General features: G+C 30.7%; 12 protein-coding genes. 2 read left to right on the forward strand and 10 right to left on the reverse strand.

Annotation, left to right across the window (positions count from 1 at the left end; all coding sequences use genetic code 11):
• Positions 1-12: 12 nt before the first annotated feature.
• From C7448_RS09320 to C7448_RS09360, 9 genes are all read right to left on the reverse strand, one after another.
• Positions 13-1,386, reverse strand: coding sequence for an MATE family efflux transporter (locus tag C7448_RS09320; RefSeq protein ID WP_115901108.1), 1,374 nt, complete (start codon positions 1,384-1,386; stop codon positions 13-15).
• Between the two features lie 15 nt (positions 1,387-1,401).
• A complete protein-coding gene (locus tag C7448_RS09325; RefSeq protein WP_115901109.1) occupies positions 1,402-2,823 on the reverse strand; it encodes a DUF3526 domain-containing protein in 1,422 nt (473 codons plus the stop codon).
• Positions 2,820-4,250 carry a DUF3526 domain-containing protein gene (locus C7448_RS09330; protein WP_211321903.1) on the reverse strand — a complete coding sequence of 477 codons (1,431 nt, stop codon included), beginning with the start codon at positions 4,248-4,250 and terminating at the stop codon, positions 2,820-2,822. The genes C7448_RS09325 and C7448_RS09330 overlap by 4 nt, the downstream gene beginning before the upstream one ends.
• Before the next feature lie 46 nt (positions 4,251-4,296).
• Positions 4,297-4,998 (reverse strand): ABC transporter ATP-binding protein, encoded by a 702-nt coding sequence (locus C7448_RS09335; protein ID WP_115901110.1) that lies wholly within the window; start codon positions 4,996-4,998, stop codon positions 4,297-4,299.
• Between the two features lie 8 nt (positions 4,999-5,006).
• A complete protein-coding gene (locus C7448_RS09340) occupies positions 5,007-6,227 on the reverse strand; it encodes a DUF4374 domain-containing protein (protein ID WP_115901111.1) in 1,221 nt (406 codons plus the stop codon).
• A 23-nt stretch (positions 6,228-6,250) separates the two neighbouring features.
• Entirely contained in the window at positions 6,251-8,539 is a 2,289-nt protein-coding gene (locus C7448_RS09345) for a TonB-dependent receptor (RefSeq protein WP_211321904.1), read from the reverse strand.
• Positions 8,540-8,640: 101 nt separating this feature from the next.
• Complete coding sequence (locus C7448_RS09350) at positions 8,641-9,555, reverse strand: hypothetical protein (RefSeq protein ID WP_115901112.1); 915 nt, start codon at positions 9,553-9,555, stop codon at positions 8,641-8,643.
• Positions 9,556-9,557: 2 nt separating this feature from the next.
• Complete coding sequence (locus tag C7448_RS09355) at positions 9,558-10,040, reverse strand: glycine-rich domain-containing protein (protein WP_115901113.1); 483 nt, start codon at positions 10,038-10,040, stop codon at positions 9,558-9,560.
• A 732-nt stretch (positions 10,041-10,772) separates the two neighbouring features.
• The gene (locus tag C7448_RS09360; RefSeq protein ID WP_115901114.1) at positions 10,773-11,021 is read right to left on the reverse strand and encodes a hypothetical protein; all 249 of its coding nucleotides are present in this window, start codon (positions 11,019-11,021) and stop codon (positions 10,773-10,775) included.
• 353 nt (positions 11,022-11,374) lie between these two features.
• Here C7448_RS09360 and C7448_RS09365 point away from each other — a divergent pair, with 353 nt between their 5' ends.
• Together C7448_RS09365 and C7448_RS09370 are read left to right on the forward strand one after the other, a co-directional pair.
• Positions 11,375-14,350, forward strand: a complete 2,976-nt coding sequence (locus tag C7448_RS09365) for a DEAD/DEAH box helicase (protein WP_115901115.1) — start codon at positions 11,375-11,377, stop codon at positions 14,348-14,350.
• A 455-nt stretch (positions 14,351-14,805) separates the two neighbouring features.
• Positions 14,806-16,497 carry a helix-turn-helix domain-containing protein gene (locus tag C7448_RS09370; protein ID WP_115901116.1) on the forward strand — a complete coding sequence of 564 codons (1,692 nt, stop codon included), beginning with the start codon at positions 14,806-14,808 and terminating at the stop codon, positions 16,495-16,497.
• Here C7448_RS09370 and C7448_RS09375 read toward each other — a convergent pair.
• Entirely contained in the window at positions 16,494-18,899 is a 2,406-nt protein-coding gene (locus tag C7448_RS09375) for a YfhO family protein (protein ID WP_115901117.1), read from the reverse strand. The genes C7448_RS09370 and C7448_RS09375 overlap by 4 nt on opposite strands.
• Between the last annotated feature and the right edge of the window lies 1 nt (position 18,900).

Consider the following 18,900-nt stretch of genomic DNA (forward strand, 5'->3'; position numbering starts at 1 on the left):
CCACGTTTATACTTACTCTTGTGCTATTCCCTGCGATATTTGTTTAAGCGTTTTTCTAGATACAATATATAAAACTAGTGCATATAGTATGTTTTCTAAAGCCAAACTATAATATATCCCCTTTATTCCAAAATATTTAGTTAAAAGTAATACTACCGGAACAAACAATAATAATTGTCTACCAATGGGTAATAATGTTGCTAATTTTGCCTTACCTATAGCTTGAAAAAGAACTATGCTACTAGAAGATATTGGAATAACTAATAAAATACTTAACAACATTCGTACATTAAAAATTTCTGTATTATTAAGTTCTACATTAGGTAATATAACATTAACCATTGCCTCAGGAAAAATCAGTATCGGAATTAATAGTCCAGCACCAAGAACAACCCCTGCTAACCTGTATATCCTTACTCCTTTTAAACACCTAGACGGCTTATTAGCTCCGTAATTAATTCCTATAATTGGTTGCATAGATTGGTAAAGCCCTAAAAGCGGGATAGCTAAAAAAGTGAACAGCCTAAAAACAGCATTAAAAAAAGCCATAGCCTCTACTGTTCCATAGAAAACCACTAATCTGAAAAGTAAAAACTGCCTAAACAAATTAGATAGTTGCATTGTAAATGCTGAAAAACCAATACTTAAAACATTTTTTAGTATTTTGTACTCCAATCTTATTCGAAAATGTCCTGTTTTAAATGTTGCTTTTCCACGGATAAAATATAGAGATGTTAACAAGCTATAAATAAACATTGCTGTAATACTACTCCATGCTGCACCTGCTACTCCCATATGCAAAACACCAATGAATATAGGAGTTAATAAAATGTTTAGAATTACTGAAGCTATTGTGAATTGCATTGCTACTTTTATGTTTCCTTCTGCCCGTATTAAACTATTAGCTGACAAGCCATAAATACTGAATAATGCTCCCAAAACGTATACTTTAAAATACTCTAAAGCATAGGTAAATAATTCTCCTGAAATTCCTATTACTGAAACTACTTCATGAGAAAAAATAATTCCAAAAACAGTTACTAAAGTTGCCCCTATGAGAGATAAGGCTATCATGTTTGGAATTATTTTCTTTTGGACTTCAATTTGTTTGGCTCCTATAGCTCTGCTAAGAACAGAGGCAGAGCCTGCAGCTATAAAAACAGTAATACTTGTAACAATGAGCATTAAAGGAAACAACATTGATATTCCTGTAAAAGCTTTTATTCCTATAAAATAGCTTGTGTAAAATATATCTACAAGCCCGTTTATAGATATAACCATCATACCTAAAATGCTTGGAACAGATAATTTTAGCATAAGACTCCAAAGGCTATCATTAATAAAATCAAGCTTTTGTTTTGTGTTTTTCTTTATTTTGGAACTCATATTTGCATCACTCTTTTAAAAAGTTACTTTCTTAAAAAAAACCAGTGATGTACCAAAGATTAAAAAAGTAATAAGCATAACTTCTAGTAAACTTTTTCCTATTCTTTCATTTTTAGTATAATCAGTGTTCAACTTAAACTTAGGTAACCTTTCATAATCTCTTAGTGTTATTTGTTTACCCAAAAACAATTTGTTAAAGTAAAAATTGGTAATATCTCTATGAAAAAGTTCAATTGATTTATAAAAGGATTGAAAAATTTCAGAATCCGTTTCAACTATTTCATTAAACATTCCTTGAGCATTTACTGCTGGGTTTGCCCATCTAAATTTAGAAACCCATTCTTGCCTTAACTCAATTTGTTTAAAATACTCCTGTACTTCTTCTCTATGATGATCATCATTAAGTGCAGTAAAAGCTGCATAAGCTTTTGCCATTGTATTTACGTTTATTAAAGATTTTGCTCCTTTTAAGTCGTCTCGATAATCTAAATACTCAACAACTACAGCTTTAGCTTCTTCTATATTTTCTTCATTTTCAAGACTTCTTCTTCTGGTTATATCAGCTAATGAAGTATTGTCTATCGGATGTACAATATTTGCATATATATTTAATATTGCAGGAAAAACTATTAAAAAAAGCAACCATAAACCAGCAGCAGTAATCGCTGTTAATGAGGAGTTCTTTTTAAAGCTTATTAAAAGAAACATTAAGGCAAACCAAAAGCTGAAATAACACAAAACTGCTAATAGCCATAAACAAACACTTAAAGCACTTACTTTTTCAGCAACAGTAAAAGCTATTATAGACAAAAGAGCTCCTAATCCTAAAACTAAAACATAGTAAAAAGCAATTCTTATTAAGAGAATTTTTCTTAACCCTATAGATTGTAACCTTAATAATGGTAACATTCCGTTTTCCTTTTCCTCTGCATATAATCCATACGTAAAAGTTATGATAAGCAATGGAAACAAATAAACAAAAACAAACGATAGGTCTAAATTTCCAACATAGAGTTTAAGTGGATTTGCCAGTTCATTTTCAAATAATTGATAATATAAACTCATTCCCGTTAACTTATAATAATAAGGCTCTATATCTCTTTGTCCTAAAGACATATGTGCTAAACCATGAGGAGGTAAAATTGCATGATATCCATGTCGATACCATGCATAGGCAGGTTTAGAAGCTATGTCAAATAACTGTTTATCTTTTAACGAAGTATGATTGGCATAAAAACTCTCTTTATACTGTTCAAATTCTTTCTTTTCAATATGCTTAACATTCTCAATTATTTTACGTTGCTCCGTTATTTTTGAATGCCCATAATAAACAGCATAAATTCCCAATAAAAATACAATGACCAGCAAAATTATTTGAAACGTATTTCTAACGATTGAAATACCTTCGCGTCTCCATAATAATATAGTTAATTTCATATCAATTTATTTTTGTGAGAAGAAGGTATTAGTAAGAACATTATTAAAACCCAAAAAATTAATGACATTAATTCTATTCTGTAATTTTTGAAGGTTTTCATTACACTTGGTGTACGATATTCTAGCCCAGAAACCGTTTCCCATAAATTTCTTCCTGCTTTGTACTCGTAAAACTCGCCATAACGTGAATTTACAGCCATATCATTATTCATTTTTCTCATTAGTTTAAGGCGGTATGCTTTTGTTTTTTCTTGGAAATCATTAAAACTATACCCGTCTGTTGCAGCAAAAGCCATTGAAAAATTTCTTACTGAAATGTAAGGTGCAACAAACCCTATTATACTTCCTATTCTATTTTGATATTCAAACCTTCTATTAAGAAGAGAATCATGAACTTTTTGTACTTTATAAGCATATTCTTCTCCCTCTTGCATTCGTATTGCTTCAAAATTTAGTGGTAATTGATGTAAAGAGTCTACTCCATATTTTTTTAAGTACTGTTCCTTTAATTTAACAAGTCTCTCTTCTTTAGAGCCATCCATAGGCAAACCCTTATCTATATCATTTTTAATTTTTTCTTTATATGCTTTAAGAGATGGTAAAGGATATAAACTCTCTCCTATATTAGCCGAAGTTTTTGGAATAATAATACCAGTCGTAATCCAAAACATTAATAATGTTAGAAGAGAATTTCGTGCATTTGTAGATTTAAAAGAAACCCAAACAGAAAAGTTTGTAAAAACAAATAAGTACCCAACATAAAGAAAAAAGAGAAATAAAACTCGTAAACCTACATCTTGCATTACTAAACTATCATCTTCAATTATTCCTACAATATAAAGTCCTGTAAAAAACAATATTAATATGAGTAGGACTATTAAAAAATAAGCCAAAACTTTACCTAAATAAATGGATCTCATTGAAACTCCTTGTCCTATTAACAGCTTTAAGGTTCCTGTTTCTTTTTCTTTACTAAAAGTTTGAAAAGTGATGAATATAATAAGAAGTGGTAATAATAACTGAAGAACCAAAGCTGCACTTAGCTCTCCAAAGCGAACCATATTACCATACCCTTGTACAGGCCTAAACATAAACTCATGTGCATAATGTGCTTCTAAATAAACGGAGGTACCTGTATAAGTATCTAACCCAAAATCAAAAAGACTTAGAAGTGTTTTAGGCTTAAAAACATACGTTCCATAATGAGCCGCAATATGCGGATGCTTTTTTCCTTGTTCTAACCACTCAGCTCTTCTTTCTTCTTGAGCCTTTTTTACCATATCCATTTCCTGCTTATAAGCAATATGCCCAGCATAAAGTGAAAACCCCAAGAGAAACAAAATAATAGGAAACAAAATTTTTAAAGCATTTTGCCTTGCTATATTGGTAAGTTCTTTTTTAGCTATTAAGAATACTTGATGTATCATCTTGTTTACATTTTTATTTTTTTAGATTAATGACTTACTACACACTCTATTCATGCATGTGTTTTAAGTACTTTTGCTCTAAATCATGAAAAGAAACTTGATTTGATTCCATCTTTTCAACCAAAACCCCTTCTTTCATAATACCAATATGTGTTCCTGTATCTTTAGCTCTAAAAAGATCGTGTGTTGCCATTAAAGTAGCTACTTTTTGTTGCTTCATGTTAAGTAGAAGCTCAGAAAACTCATTGCTTGCTTTAGGGTCTAATCCAGATGTAGGTTCATCTAAAAGCAATACTTTGGCTCCTTTAGCTCTCGCTAAAGCAATCCCTACTTTTTGCCGCATCCCTTTAGAATAACTACGAACTCTTTTCTTAATAAAATCTTTTTGTAAACCTGATTGTATTAATAAGTCTTCTAATGCTTCTTTTTCTATATCCACACCTTGTAGACCGCAGAAAAAGTGAAGATTCTCCAGCCCTGTCATATATTGATACAACTGGAGATTTTCAGGAATATAAGACAACCATTTTTTTGTTTCTTGTGGGTTCTTTGTTACATCTAAATCATTAACAAAAGCGCTACCAGATGTAGGCTCAATAAAATTTAGAAACAAATTAATCGTTGTTGATTTTCCCGCACCATTAGCACCGAGCAAGCAAAAAATATCTCCTGCTTTAATATTTAAATTTAAACTATTCAAGGCGGTAAAATCACCATATTTTTTTGTGAGGTCTTGTGCTTTTAACATGGTGTATTCTATTTGTTATTAAAATCCTCAATACCTGATATGTACCCCCCTGTAGACGTAAACATTTTACTAGATGTGTTTGAACTGGTGTCAAAACTAAACACAGCATTTTCATCATTGGTTGCTGTCGTAAATAACAATTTTTGGTCTTTATAAGGAAGAATAATCATACTACGAGATCCATAAGTGGTAGGAAGTCCTGGTACCGCCCCTAAACTCGATTTTTTTTGAACATTAATCTCAAAATATTTGAATTGGGGTTGACCAGTTTGATACTCATAAAAATCACTTACCTCCTCTACTCTTGCTGTAAAGCTTCTTCCATTAGGTGTATGATAAATTCCATAACATACATTTCCTGTTACTTCTTGCATATTCATAAAGTAATCTGGGTCAAAAGAAGTTTCTCCATTAGGTATTCTTAGTAAACCGCTAGGACTAGTTCCACTACTCATTGTAGTTCCTAAACCTTGTACATAAATATCTCCATTAGTCGTTTTAATCATTCCAGCATTTGCTGCATGTCCGCCAAACACCATTCCTGTTCTTTTATCCGAAATTATTTTTTCTACCTTTTTCTCCTTTAAATCTATTACCGCTACATACGCCCAATCGTTTAATGGAGTAAAATTTTTCTCATAATGTACTCCCATAAACAACTTTCCATCACGTTCAATCATATCTGTATAATACGTACGTGTAGCTTCAGGAAATTCTTCTTTTATTAATGTTAAAGTTACTTCATCAGTAATGCGCATCGTAGTTGGGTTAAAAACAATAAGCTTTGAAATCCCTCCTGCTACTGAAGCATACGCTACCTCCTTACTTTCAAAGTAAAGTGCTGAAAAAGTATTTGCTCCAGGAACAACAATACGTTGATCTTCAACTGTATTTCCTTCTTCATTAAATGAATATTTTGCAAGGGTTGCAGGTGCACCAAAAGGCAATGCATACAGCTCTTTATTATAAGAAACTGTTCTTGTATTTCCAGTTAATTCTAACGCCTTATCATTTCCTATCGTTGAAAACTCTAAATTTGATTCCCCTTGAATATAAGAGGTCTGATTAGGAAACGCTCCACTTACTGTTGTAATCCCAAAATTAATAGTTACTGGATCGGTTCCGTCAACTGGTGAATTATCATCACTACTACACCCTATGAATGTAAAAACTAATACAAATGTGTAAAGTGATACTAAACTTATTTTTTTTAAGAATTGTGTTTTCATTTTTTATTTATTAATGTTTATTTCTAATTTATAAATGTTCTAAGTGTAATATAAAATGCTCTTCCAGGACGTTGTACACTAAAGTTGTCGAATACTTTTTCGTTAAATATATTGGTCGCTTCGGCAGTAACCGTCCATCTATTTTCTGGGTGAGAAAGAGTAATCCCTAAATTTTGAGTAAATTGAGGTGGAATGATGTTTTTTAAATCTTTATTGCCATCTACAGCCCAAAACAGATAAAACTCATTTACGTAGTTTGCAGACCACCATGCTGAAATATTATTTTTTGTGTGCAAAAAGTTTTCTTTGTGATAGCGTACTTCTGCATTACCAAAAAAATAAGGTTCATTAGGTAGTCTTGCATTAAAATAACGATTGTCCACAGCCCCAGTAATGTTTTTCGGTGAACGGTTTCGTAAATCTTGATAAGTAGCATTTGCTTTTATATCAAAAAAATCAACCGGACGATAGCGCAGCTCCATATCAACCCCAAGCGTACGTGATTTTAATAAATTTTGATATTGAGAATAAAATTGTGAGGTTCGTAACCTAATACGATTATTTCTTCCTCTATAAAAAAGATTCGTATCCCAACTAACCTTCTTTGTTTTTAGCTGAAAACCTAAATTAAGATTATGGCTTTGTTCTGGTTCTAAAAACGGATTGGATTTTATTAAAGTAAAATTTCCAAAAAGCTCCACTTCATCAGGAAGTCTCGTAGCATACTCGTAAGAAGATTTTACTAAGAAAGATTTTGTAATATGGTAACGAAGCGATTGCAAAAACCCAAAATTTGATGTTTCTTGCTGGTTAGGAACAAACTCAAGGTTTTTTATTTCATACCCATCCGCACCTAACCAAAAATGTTTTGCTCCCGTGTAACTCGCTAAACTTTTTGAAAAACGGTGTTCATAAGCAATTCCTAAAACGTTTTTAAAAAGTTGGGTTGGATTCTTAAAAAAATCTTCTCCATAAAACTCAGCTGCAATTGGATCTTCTCCTACTCTTCTAAACCAAGCTGTAAAAAGATTCAACGTAAACGTTCCTTTTTCCCAGGGGTGATAGTTTAAATTAACTCGATTTAAAACATTTTGGGAGGTTAATTTTAAAGAATTTCGTGAGGCAGAAATTTCTCCACCATCTGTCCGTTTACGATATATTTTACCATCCCAAGTATAGGCATTCAAAGTAGTATCAATAAAATGTCCTCTGGTACGGTTATAAGCACTATACCATTTCATATCCATTTTCTTTAAAATATTCTTTTTTTCATATTCTAAAGAAGTCCCAATAGTTGATTCACCATAAGTAGCCTCTCCATAAGGTTGGGCCATAATAGCATTGTGCTGTATATCATCGTCAAGTCCTGAATAACGCGCACTAAAAACCAATCGATCTGCATACTTTTTATCCAAAACTCCTACATAAACGTTTAAAAGATGATTAGAATATTTATCATGAAAACGTTTAACTCTTGCAGGTTCTGGGTTTCCTTGTTCGTTTGGTATTTCAACATCAACCTTATAGCTATTGTCTGAGTGATTAAAAAATGAATTCACCCCAAACATCCATTGATTGTTTGAACTCATTAATTGCGCATTTACACTCATTTTATGGCTATTAAACGATCCTGCTGAATAGGAAACATCTAAATAGTCTGAATATAATTTTCTAGGAATTATATTAACCGCTCCTCCAAGCGCATCTGCTCCTAAATCTACAGGTACTACCCCCTTATAAACTTCAATTTGTTCTATTAAGTTTGAGGGCAATACGTTTAACCCTAATCCAGCTCCAAAATATGATAGAGGAATTCCATCTAGAAAAAAAGGTACCGATTTCCCTGTCATCCCATTTACATAGATTTTTGCTTCGCTACCAAAACCTCCTGTTTGTCGTACATTTACCCCTGAAATTTGTTTTACAATATCACTTGTATTAATGTTTCTCTCTCGAAACTTTTCCATTTGTAAAACTGACACGTTAGCTGTACTCTCTTTTAGTCTTTGAACTGATGATTTTCCTTCAAGAGTTACCTCGTTTAGCTGATTTTGCTGAGGTTTTAATTGAATAGTAAGTTTTATATTCGTTTTTTTACCTGAAACATCTATCGTCTGGTAATTTGTTTTAAAACCTACATAAGATATTTTTAAGCTATATTTTCCTTTCGGAATCTTTTTAAATGTAAATTTTCCGTCTTCATTGGTTAGTGTATTTTTATTAAGTTCTTGTATTTGGAGATGAGACTGAAATAAAGGAATCCCTAAATTGTCAGTTACTACTCCTGAAACTTTTACTGTTTGCGAATACAAAAAACTACTTGTTAATAGGCTAAAAAATAATATGCATATAATTTTTATACTTTCTAATTTTTCAAAGTATAACATCTCTGATTTAAAATAATTTTTAGTCATTATAACCTTACTTGCTTTATCAGTCCTTCCGCTTCCATTTCTTTAAATATCTCTAATTCTTTTTTTGACAGGCTATTTTTAGTGAGTAATCCATCCGCTTTATCCCATAATTCTTTTGCTTCTGACGTAAGAGAAAAAGCTTCATCTGTATCTTTCTTCATGAGATAATTAAGTTCTGGTGATTTACTAACTAATAGTATTTCGTGATTTTTTATTAAATGTATCGGCTTCTCTTCTAATAATGGTACTATTTCTCGTTCTTCATTGTAGAGTAAAAAAGTATTACCTGTTGAAATTGAAAGTGACTTTGTTTCATTTGGACTCATTTCAAAAGCTTCCATTTCTGTTTTCATACAACCTTCAGAATTGATAAAGTACCTTACTATTTTTACGGGTGTTTTCTCTTCTGAATGATTGTAAACCATTGCTGTTTTTTCTTCTTTTTTTACATTGATTAGCGAAACTTTTTCTACCCAAAAATGATCATCTAAGTGAGTTTTAGAGTATTTTATATTTCCATTATTATGCACCTCAGATACAAGAGTATATTTTCCTAAAGGAGCATTATCGGGTACATTATATGTAAAATAATAATGGCGACCAGCCTGTATGTTTGTAAGAATTTCTACAAGTTTTTCACGTTTACAAGCTCCTTCTAAATACGCAGCCAACACTAAAAGCGGGGTGTTTTTGTTTAAATATTTTAATTTTTGTGGTACTACTTCCTTGTTTTCATTTTCTTCTGGAAAAGCAACAACATGATTTTCAAAAAGCATTGTTATATTACCATTAGGGTCTTTTACTCCTATTTTTACCAATGGGCATAAATGTTTATCTTTTAAGTGTGCTGTATTAAAATTCCAATGAATGGTAACAGTGGTACCTTGAATGGTTCTTTTGGGAAAAATGCTCATTCTTATTTTTTCAATTTTTTAATATTTTCTTTGCTGTATTTTTGAGGATATACTTTAAACCATTTTACAATGGTTTCTTCTCCAAAATAATCGTAGGTTGTAGATAACAAAAATTCCAGTTTCTTGAGATACTCTTTTTTTGCTTCATCTGGTGCAATTCTCATAGCCTCTCCTCTTTCATCTTTTTCTTTTTTAGTTGCAGGAAGATGATGAAAATAAGGAGTGTTTAAATATTCTTTGCTAAACTTATGATAAAGAGGTGTAAACAATATAAGATTGTGCCACATTTCATCTATAATTAATAAATCGTCTGGGATGAAAACTCCCGGAATTTGGCTGATATACAAAAACTTCAAAGTTTCCAACAAAATGTCTTCAGCTTCGGTTTCAGTAACATCATACATATCTAAAAATCTAGATATTACATTTTCGTCACTAAAAGTTAGGAGCCTGTCTAATTGTTCTTCTGTAACTCTTTCTTCCATATACTTAACTCTTCTTACTTTTAAAAAAAGCGGTAGGATAAATACCTACCGCCAAAAATTTGGGACTATAAAGTGTTAACACAGTGTCCACAATTACTACAATGTGTAGTTCCAGCTGCTTGTTTAGACTTATCAGCTAAAATTTCTGAGATCATTGATTCTTTGGTTTTCATAATTAAAAATTTTAAAGTTTTGCCTACTCTATTTTATAAGGTTTTCAGCATCCCCTTTGTTGCAACTTCTTTAATATTATGGTACATAAATCCAATAGAATTCCTAGGCTTTTCAAAATGAGACTTAGTCTTTTGAAAAACTAAAAGATTTCTGTAAAGATTCTTTTGAAATTTAAATTTTAGTAATAACCTATGCTCTAGTATATTTATATTTAGGCACTTTTCTCACTTCTTATATTATCTAATGTCTATAACTGTTGTAAAACCCTTAAAACACGAAAGACATTTAAGTTGCTGTAATATATTCCAGATAAGATAATCCTGCATCTAAATATACTACGAGCCAATCCTTTAAAACAATAAAGAAAATAGGTTATTAAAATAAAAACAAAGTAGTGGTAAGAGTTTTTAAGCTTGTATTTTTCCTCTTAAAAAAACTGAAAAGTTACATTCTGTTTCTCTTCTTCATCACAAGCATTATATAAGCCAATATTCTATAACTGCTTAAATACTTGAATAAAAAACATTAATAAAAAGATTAAATGTGTAAATAAAACTCTTACACTAAAGAAGGTGGTGGTCTAGAAAAAAGTTCCCCCGTAGTAATAATTCCTGAAATAATAAAATTATAATCTTTAATTACTTCTCTTAAAACAACATATTCATTGTTTTCTACTGAAAAATCTAAAGTATCAGGAGTAACTAACGGAGTTAAATCACTTGCAACTGCATGATCACATATCGTACAGTGTGATGTATGGTCTTTATCGTCTGTATGAGATAGCACGTGTAACCCGCCTACTTTCATTGATAGAAACAGGACAAGAAATAAATATGCAATGCTATTTTTTAAACGATTACTTTCCATTTGGCAACGAATATAATAAATTAAATTATAAAAACACATAAATATTACTTACTACTTAAAACTTTATTACAAACTATTGTCGTTAAGCGAACTATATTTATAGAAATCTTTTTTAGTATAAAAGCAACATCGTAGCTATAACAATTTAATTTACTGAAAACAACCCCACTATCCTCTCTCTTATTTTTTCGTTAATAAAAAGGATATAAAAACTGTTTTTTCATACGTTGAATATAGTATTTTCGCACCCTTTCTTACAGAAAAAATCATATTTCAAGGGTACGAGAACAACTATGAACGACGAAAAAAACTGGTTACAATATTATAAAAACAGCTTATCTGATAGTGAAAACTTAGCTATTGACATTAGTAAAATAAAAAACCTTTTTCATCAAAAATCATCTGATTTAAGCAATGCACTTATTAGCTCTAAGCAAGCAAATCAGTTGTTAGATGTTGAAGAACGAAGAATTAATCGACTAAAAGGAATTACTAAAAAAGACAACCCAAAGTGGCATACGGTAGAAGAAACTAAAATATTAATTGCTCCTTTTCATTTAGTATATCAAACCGACAATACAAAATTTAAACAACGTCCCATACACCCTTTTTGGATTAGTGCTATTGTAAATCGTTCAGGACAATTATCGGCTCCAAAAGATGGATTTCCTTTAATTGTTCGTAACTATCTAACTCCTATGGCAGATATTAAGAACGATTTTATCTTCTCTTCTATCGATATCGTTTTAGAAGCAAAAGAGTTAGCTTCTCCCGATTTTGAAAATAGCGAAGACCCTGTGCCTTGGGATGAATACTGGAACTATATTAACGAAGTATTTTCTGCGATAACTTTTAGCAACCTATACCGTTACCAAGTAGAACGCTATACCACACAATATGAACTTACTTATTTTGCTTTAAGTTCTAAAATTTCTACAGCAAAAAGTATTTTATTTCTGTACGAAAACCTACTTAAAAATACGGATGAACTACCTGTACTTTCTAAAATTATCAACCCATATACTAGAGAGCGACAAGAAGCCATTACCGATAACGGATTTTTAATCTACAATCATTTGCATTTAGGGCAAATGTCAAATAAATTTCCACTTTCTGTTAGTCAGCGTAAAACATTATTATCCTATTTAGTAGCCGAAGAAAATGCAGTTACCGCTGTAAACGGACCCCCGGGAACTGGAAAAACAACGTTATTGCAAAGTTTAGTTGCTACCGAATTTGTAAAAGCTGCTATTAACGGTGAAGAAGCTCCAATAATTTTAGCATGCTCTAACAACAACCAAGCAGTAACCAATATTATTGATAGTTTTATCAATTCTGAAAGTACTATGGGAGAATTAGCCAACCGTTGGATTCCTGATTTTAACGGATATGCTACCTACCTCCCATCCAGTTCAAAAAGTGAGAAAAAACTGGGCAATATCAATTATTTAAAAGGAAACTTATTTGGTCATGAAGGAACACTCTGTAATCTAGAAAATGAAAAATACATTTCAGAAGCAGAATATTACTTTTTAACAAACTACTGTCAATATTTCAATACCCAAACAAATTCACTTGATGATGTGTGTAACCATCTCCAAGAAGAAACTATGGGTATTCAAACTATTTTAGCAGATGGTGTTGATTTCTCTAGAAACTATATAAATGCTGTAAACTATATTAACAGCATACTTGTACACGAAGAAGATTTTGTTCAAAAAAGCACGTTTAAAATCTCCAAACTACAGGAATGGAGAACTGTTTTAAACGATTTAAAAACATCGACAAAAGACACTGATTTTATTGATAAAGTAAAACACTATTTTATTGATGAAGCTCAGTTTGAATCAAGAAATGCTGAACATATCTTTAAGGCTACAGCAGAAACATTAGTAGACGCTAAAAAAGCTGCTGCATACATAAAAGAATGCACAAACAATGTAAATCTGCTACTGCAATCACATTTAAGCCTAAAAAATTGGAAGTACGAAAATAACATCAAAGGATTTCCTTTTGTTTCAGAAGAACAAATGTGGGCATACGAATATGAAAAAATAAACTCTAACGATGCAACACAGCGTTTCTTTTATGATGAATTAGATATCAATTTACGCCACAAAGCATTTTTATTAGCAACCCATTATTGGGAAGCTCGCTGGTTACTAGAAACCAGAGAAATGTTAGAAGAGAACACCGAAAAAGGAACAGGAGAATATGCTATTAAAGCAAAATGGAAACGAAGAGCCATGCTTACTCCTTGCTTTGTAGCTACCTTTTACACAGCACCAAGTCACTTTTTATACAGTCAATTTCAAGGAGAAAACGAAAACGGGAAACCTATTTTTGAATATTTACCTTTATTCAACTTTTTAGATTTGTTAATTATTGATGAAGCAGGTCAGGTTACGCCAGAGGTAAGTATTCCAATATTTTCATTAACCCAAAAAGCATTTGTAGTAGGTGATTTACAACAAATTGAACCTATTTGGTCTATTCCTAAAAAAATTGATCAAGGAAACTTAACAAGCCTTGATATTATTGAAAATCAAAATGATGCACATTTAGACGAATTAGGTTTTTTAGCTTCTAGCGGAAGTATTATGAAAATGGCTCAAAATGCCTGCGAATTTGAAACACCATTACCCGCAAAAAAAGAACAAGGATTAGTTTTATTGGAACACAGACGATGCAATGATGAAATTATTAGTTTTTGTAACGAATTGGCGTACGATGGTATTTTAAAACCTATGAAAGGAAAAGCAAGAGAAAATCAGGTATTCCCGTCCATGATGGCATATCATATTGAAGGTGTTAGTGAACGCAAATACAACAGTCGTCAAAATACCAGTGAAGTTAAAGCCATTATCTCTTGGCTACAACAAAACAAAGAAACCATTCAAAAAGCATACAATGTAGATACTATTGAACCTGTTTTAGGAATCATCACCCCTTTTGCAAGCCAAAAAGGAGAACTATCAAAAGCCTTAACCGATGCGGGTTATAAAGTAAGTGATATAAAACTAGGTACGGTACACGCCTTGCAAGGTGCAGAACGAAATATTATCTTATTCAGCTCCGTATATTCTAATGACGATGAAGGAACTCTTTTCTTTGAAAGAGACAACAAGCCTAACATGCTAAATGTAGCAGTATCAAGAGCCAAAGAAAGTTTTATTCTTTTTGGAGATACCCGAATATTTGACGAGACCAAAAACACACCTTCTGGAATCTTAAAAAGACACCTGAATATTTATGAAATGGCAAACTAATTACGCTCTTGTACACCAAAAAAAATTACAACTAAAAAAGTGTACAACTGTTGTACACTAAAAAAATTGATAAAATAAAAAGTGTACAGTACTTGTACACCAAAAAAGTTAGCAATTAAAAAAGTGTACAAAAAGCACTTAACTAAATATTAGTTGTATTTATTAACATTTAGAAAAATGTTAGTTTTATATTTTTACTCTTAAAACTAACAAACAACGAAAAAGAGCGATAAATAGATTACTCCTTCCGTTTTTAACTAATTAATTTTCCATAGCAATTCATACTTATTTATCAGTACATTTTACTTACAGCAAACATATCATTGTTTCACTTATTAAAAAAACACTATATGCCGTATTTTATAAAAAGCATCATTAAAATAATGTATATTTGATGTTCTTGCGTATGTATTTTTAGAAAAAGACCTTTCTTTTTTGATTGATTTTATATTAAAATGACCAGATTTATAACTATAATAATACTTATTACTTTTTTTTTCTCTGTAAAAACTGTATCTCAAACAACGTATTTAGACTCTATAAATCATAATAAAATTGATTTCTACAAAAATATTAATAATGATAGCTTATTTTTTTACTGTGATAAATTAGAAAAATCAAACAATATCTGTAAAAAAATAGAAGCTTCTACTGGTAGAGCTTATGGCTTTTATAGATTAAAAAAATACAATAAAACAGAAAAAATATCTATTGATGTAATAAAACAAGTAGACTCTTTATTAGAAACAAAAAATTTAACTTGTCTTATTGACAGGAAAATTGCCGCTCTAAATAGACTTTTTTGGATTAAAAAAAATCAAGAAAAATATGAAGAAGCCTATTCTATCCTTATAAAATATGAGTATGAGGTGTTAAACCATCCTATAAAAGATCAAAAATGGATTAGAAATAAACTTGGTCTTGCTCTCAGTAAAGCTGTGATAAAAAACAAGCTCAACATGCAAGAAAAAGCTAAAAATATATTATTAAATATTATTTCTGAATCCAAAAACCCTATTCTAAAAGATGTTCAAAATAATGACTTTTTTCTTCAGTGGAAAGCAAACTCATTTAATTGTTTGGGGATTACATATATGTCTATAAACAGTAAGCAACCAAATAAAATTTATTTAGACTCTGCTGATTACTATTTTGACAAAGCATATAAAGTTACCCAACTTTTTACCCCTCCTCATAAAGATTCTGAAATTATTTATAATTTTAGAAAGACTGAAGTTTTAATGGCTCGAAAAGAGTTTTCTAAAGCTATAGATTTAATTAATCGTTATAAAAAAATAAATAATGGATCCCCTTACCTTCATAGAGAATATTTTCAAAAAGCTATCTCTTTCCATAACTTAAGCAATTCTGATTCTGCTATTTACTATTCAAACAAACTCTTAAAAAAATATAAGAAGTGTGAACCTAGTAAGTTAATTACTCTATATAACATCCTTTCTAACGAATACAATCAGTTAAATAAATTAGATAGTGCTTATAAATATTCTAAGCTTACCTTAGAGCAATATAGCTCAGCAAAAAACACCAAGGATAAAACTTTTAATTTATTTTATAATAATAATTTTGAACAAGCTCAGCAACTTAACAATATTATTAAAGAAAGAGAAACTAATAAACAACGAAAACTAATTATCTCTTTTATTGTATTGTTATTAACTTTCTTTATTATAACCTTTTACCTTTTAAAAAAAGAAAAAGAAAAGAAAAAGGAACTTATTTTAATAATGAACGAAAACAAACCTGTAGAAACAGAAAAGAAAGAATATAACATTGATGAAGTCTTAGAAACTAAAATTCTTAATGAATTTAAAAACACAACTAAAAACTTAGACTTTTTAAAACCTAACTTTTCAATTAATTTCATTGCTGAAAAATTAGATACCAACACCACTTATATTTCATTCGTTTTTAATAAACATCACAATGAATCTTTTAAACAGTACTCTACAAAACTTAAAATTAACTACGTAGTAGAAAAGTTAAAGACGGAAAAAAACTTTAGGAAATATTCTATACAAGCTATTGCGGAAGAAATAGGTTACACCAATGCTTCTGCTTTTACAAGAGCATTTAAAAAACACATTGGTGTAACCCCTTCTATATTTCTAAAAGATATTGAAAATTAGTTTTTTCTCTTTTTTATCATAAACCAACCAATAGGCACTATTAGTAATAAAACGTAACAAAACATAGACAGTAAACTTCCTGTTTTTATTACAGTAGGCTCATATTTAAAAGTTATGATGTGTTTACCTACAGGAACATTGAGTCCTCTTAATATATAATTTACTCTATAATACGGAACACTCTCTCCATCAATATAAGCTTTCCATCCATCTTTATAATAGATTTCTGAAAATACAGCAAATTGATTTGAGCTTGTATTTGATTCATACACCAATTCAGTAAGATCTTTCTTTTTTATAGAAATAGTAGCTGTTGAATCTTTTTCAAACGCATCAACTCCTACTTTAAATTCCTTTGAGTTTATAACTGCTTCCGTTTTTGTTCTCAGACTATCTAATGCTATAATTTCTTCATTTGCAGAATCAACTTCTTTTAAAGAAGTTACAAACCATGCATTTCCATTAGCTTCGGGATTTTCCTGAAACTGCTCATCACTAATAATAAAGTACTTGGTATTTAACATATTTAGTACTTCCATGTTGTTTTTAGCTATTTGATAATCAAACAACTCTTGATAACGTTTCATTTTGGCTGCATGGTACCCTCCTATCGAGTTATGGAAATAAGAAGTTCTACCATCTTGCATAGGACTTACGCTAAAATTAGCAACTCGGTAATATCCTTTATCTTTTAAAATTTCTGTATCAGCTTTTGTTGCTGTAAATGGCTTTTGCACTCTTCTTGCTGAAGTAAAATCTTCTTTATTAACATAATTGGTATCTATTGATACTAAATCAAAAATTATCAAGCCTCCCAATACAATTAACACAGGTACTTGCTTCAGTTTTCCTTTTAAATAAAACCATAACATTCCTGCAACAGCTAAAACAAGAAAAAGAGAGCGTAAACTATCATTAAACAACATTGATTTTCTATCAGAAATTAAAGCATCAATTATCCCTGGTAACTGCTTTTCAATTCCCATATACTGCGCATCACGTAATCCTTCAAAAGCAAACAAACTAGATCCAAACAGTAAGAATAATAAAGAAATACCCCCTACTATATAAAAAGCTTTTTTTACTGCATTTTCTTTTTCTTCGGAAGAATTTTCTGAAGAGAAAAATTCTTTTAATGCTAGAACTCCTAATAACGGAACACATAATTCTGCAACTACTTGAATAGACGAAACTGCTCTAAACTTATTATATAACGGAATATAATCAATAAAGAAATCAGTTATTATAGAGAAGTTTTTACCCCAGCTCAATACAATTGAAAAAATAGTAGCAGCAACTAACCAATACTTTAATCGTCCTTTTACTAAGAAAACCCCTAAAAAGAATAAGAAGAAAACAATGGCACCAATATAAGCTGGAGCTTCAACAATAGGTTGCTTTCCCCAATAGGTTAACACTTGACTAGAATAGTCTTTTGCGACACTTCTACCTGCATTTTGTTCTAAAATTTGATAAAAATTTGAATTTTCTCCTAACTCTTCAACAGTCCCTCCCCCCATAAAACGAGGAATCATCAAATTAAATGTTTCAGCAATTCCATAACTATACTCAGTTATATAGTTCTTATCTAATCCAGTAGATTTTTCTTTAGGTGTTCCTTCAGGAGTAATTGTTAACTCCGATTTACCTCTCGTACTATAGTCAGCATATTCTTTCATTGCTAACAATCTTGTTGAGTTAGCACCAATACCTATTAACATAGCTGCTACTAAAACTAACGATTGTTTTAAAAATACAGGTAATGTTCTGGTCTTAAAAGCTTCAATAAACTCAACAATAGCCAAAATCAACAAACAAAATCCTAAATAATAAGTCATTTGCGGATGATTTGAATAAACTTCTAAAGCCATTGCTAAGGCCGTTAGAATAAACCCGAGTAAATATCGTTTTCTGAAAATATAAATAACTCCAGCTATAACCATAGGCATGTAACCTATAGCATGTGCTTTCGCATTGTGTCCTGCTCCAAAAATAATTATCAGATAGGTAGAAAACCCAAAGGACAAACTTCCCAAAACCGCTAGCTTCCAATCTACTTTTAAAGCTATTAACAGTACAAAAAAACTTAAAAAGTATAAGAAAAGATAATCTGCAGGTCTAGGTAAAAAACGAATAACCTTATCAATATAACGTACAAAATCATTCGGATAGTAAGCACTTACTTGATATGCCGGCATTCCACTAAAAGCATTATCTAACCAATAAGGCTCTTCTCCTTTTTCAGCTCTATACTCTTTTACATCTTTTGACATTCCTATAAATTGGGTAATGTCACTTTGTTTAATTTGTTTTCCGCTTAAAACCGGATTAAAATACAATACAGATGCTATTGCAAAAACAATAATTGCTATTGCAAACGGTAAAAATTTCTTTAAGTTCATG

The organism is Tenacibaculum gallaicum (assembly GCF_003387615.1).
Classification (GTDB): domain Bacteria; phylum Bacteroidota; class Bacteroidia; order Flavobacteriales; family Flavobacteriaceae; genus Polaribacter; species Polaribacter gallaicus.

Coding starts and splice junctions, on each gene's coding strand:
- C7448_RS09320 (WP_115901108.1), bottom strand. CDS start 1,386: ATGAGTTCCAAAATAAAGAAAAACACAAAACAAAAGCTTGATTTTATT.
- C7448_RS09325 (WP_115901109.1), bottom strand. CDS start 2,823: ATGAAATTAACTATATTATTATGGAGACGCGAAGGTATTTCAATCGTT.
- C7448_RS09330 (WP_211321903.1), bottom strand. CDS start 4,250: ATGATACATCAAGTATTCTTAATAGCTAAAAAAGAACTTACCAATATA.
- C7448_RS09335 (WP_115901110.1), bottom strand. CDS start 4,998: ATGTTAAAAGCACAAGACCTCACAAAAAAATATGGTGATTTTACCGCC.
- C7448_RS09340 (WP_115901111.1), bottom strand. CDS start 6,227: ATGAAAACACAATTCTTAAAAAAAATAAGTTTAGTATCACTTTACACA.
- C7448_RS09350 (WP_115901112.1), bottom strand. CDS start 9,555: ATGAGCATTTTTCCCAAAAGAACCATTCAAGGTACCACTGTTACCATT.
- C7448_RS09355 (WP_115901113.1), bottom strand. CDS start 10,040: ATGGAAGAAAGAGTTACAGAAGAACAATTAGACAGGCTCCTAACTTTT.
- C7448_RS09360 (WP_115901114.1), bottom strand. CDS start 11,021: ATGAAAGTAGGCGGGTTACACGTGCTATCTCATACAGACGATAAAGAC.
- C7448_RS09365 (WP_115901115.1), top strand. CDS start 11,375: ATGAACGACGAAAAAAACTGGTTACAATATTATAAAAACAGCTTATCT.
- C7448_RS09370 (WP_115901116.1), top strand. CDS start 14,806: ATGACCAGATTTATAACTATAATAATACTTATTACTTTTTTTTTCTCT.
- C7448_RS09375 (WP_115901117.1), bottom strand. CDS start 18,899: ATGAACTTAAAGAAATTTTTACCGTTTGCAATAGCAATTATTGTTTTT.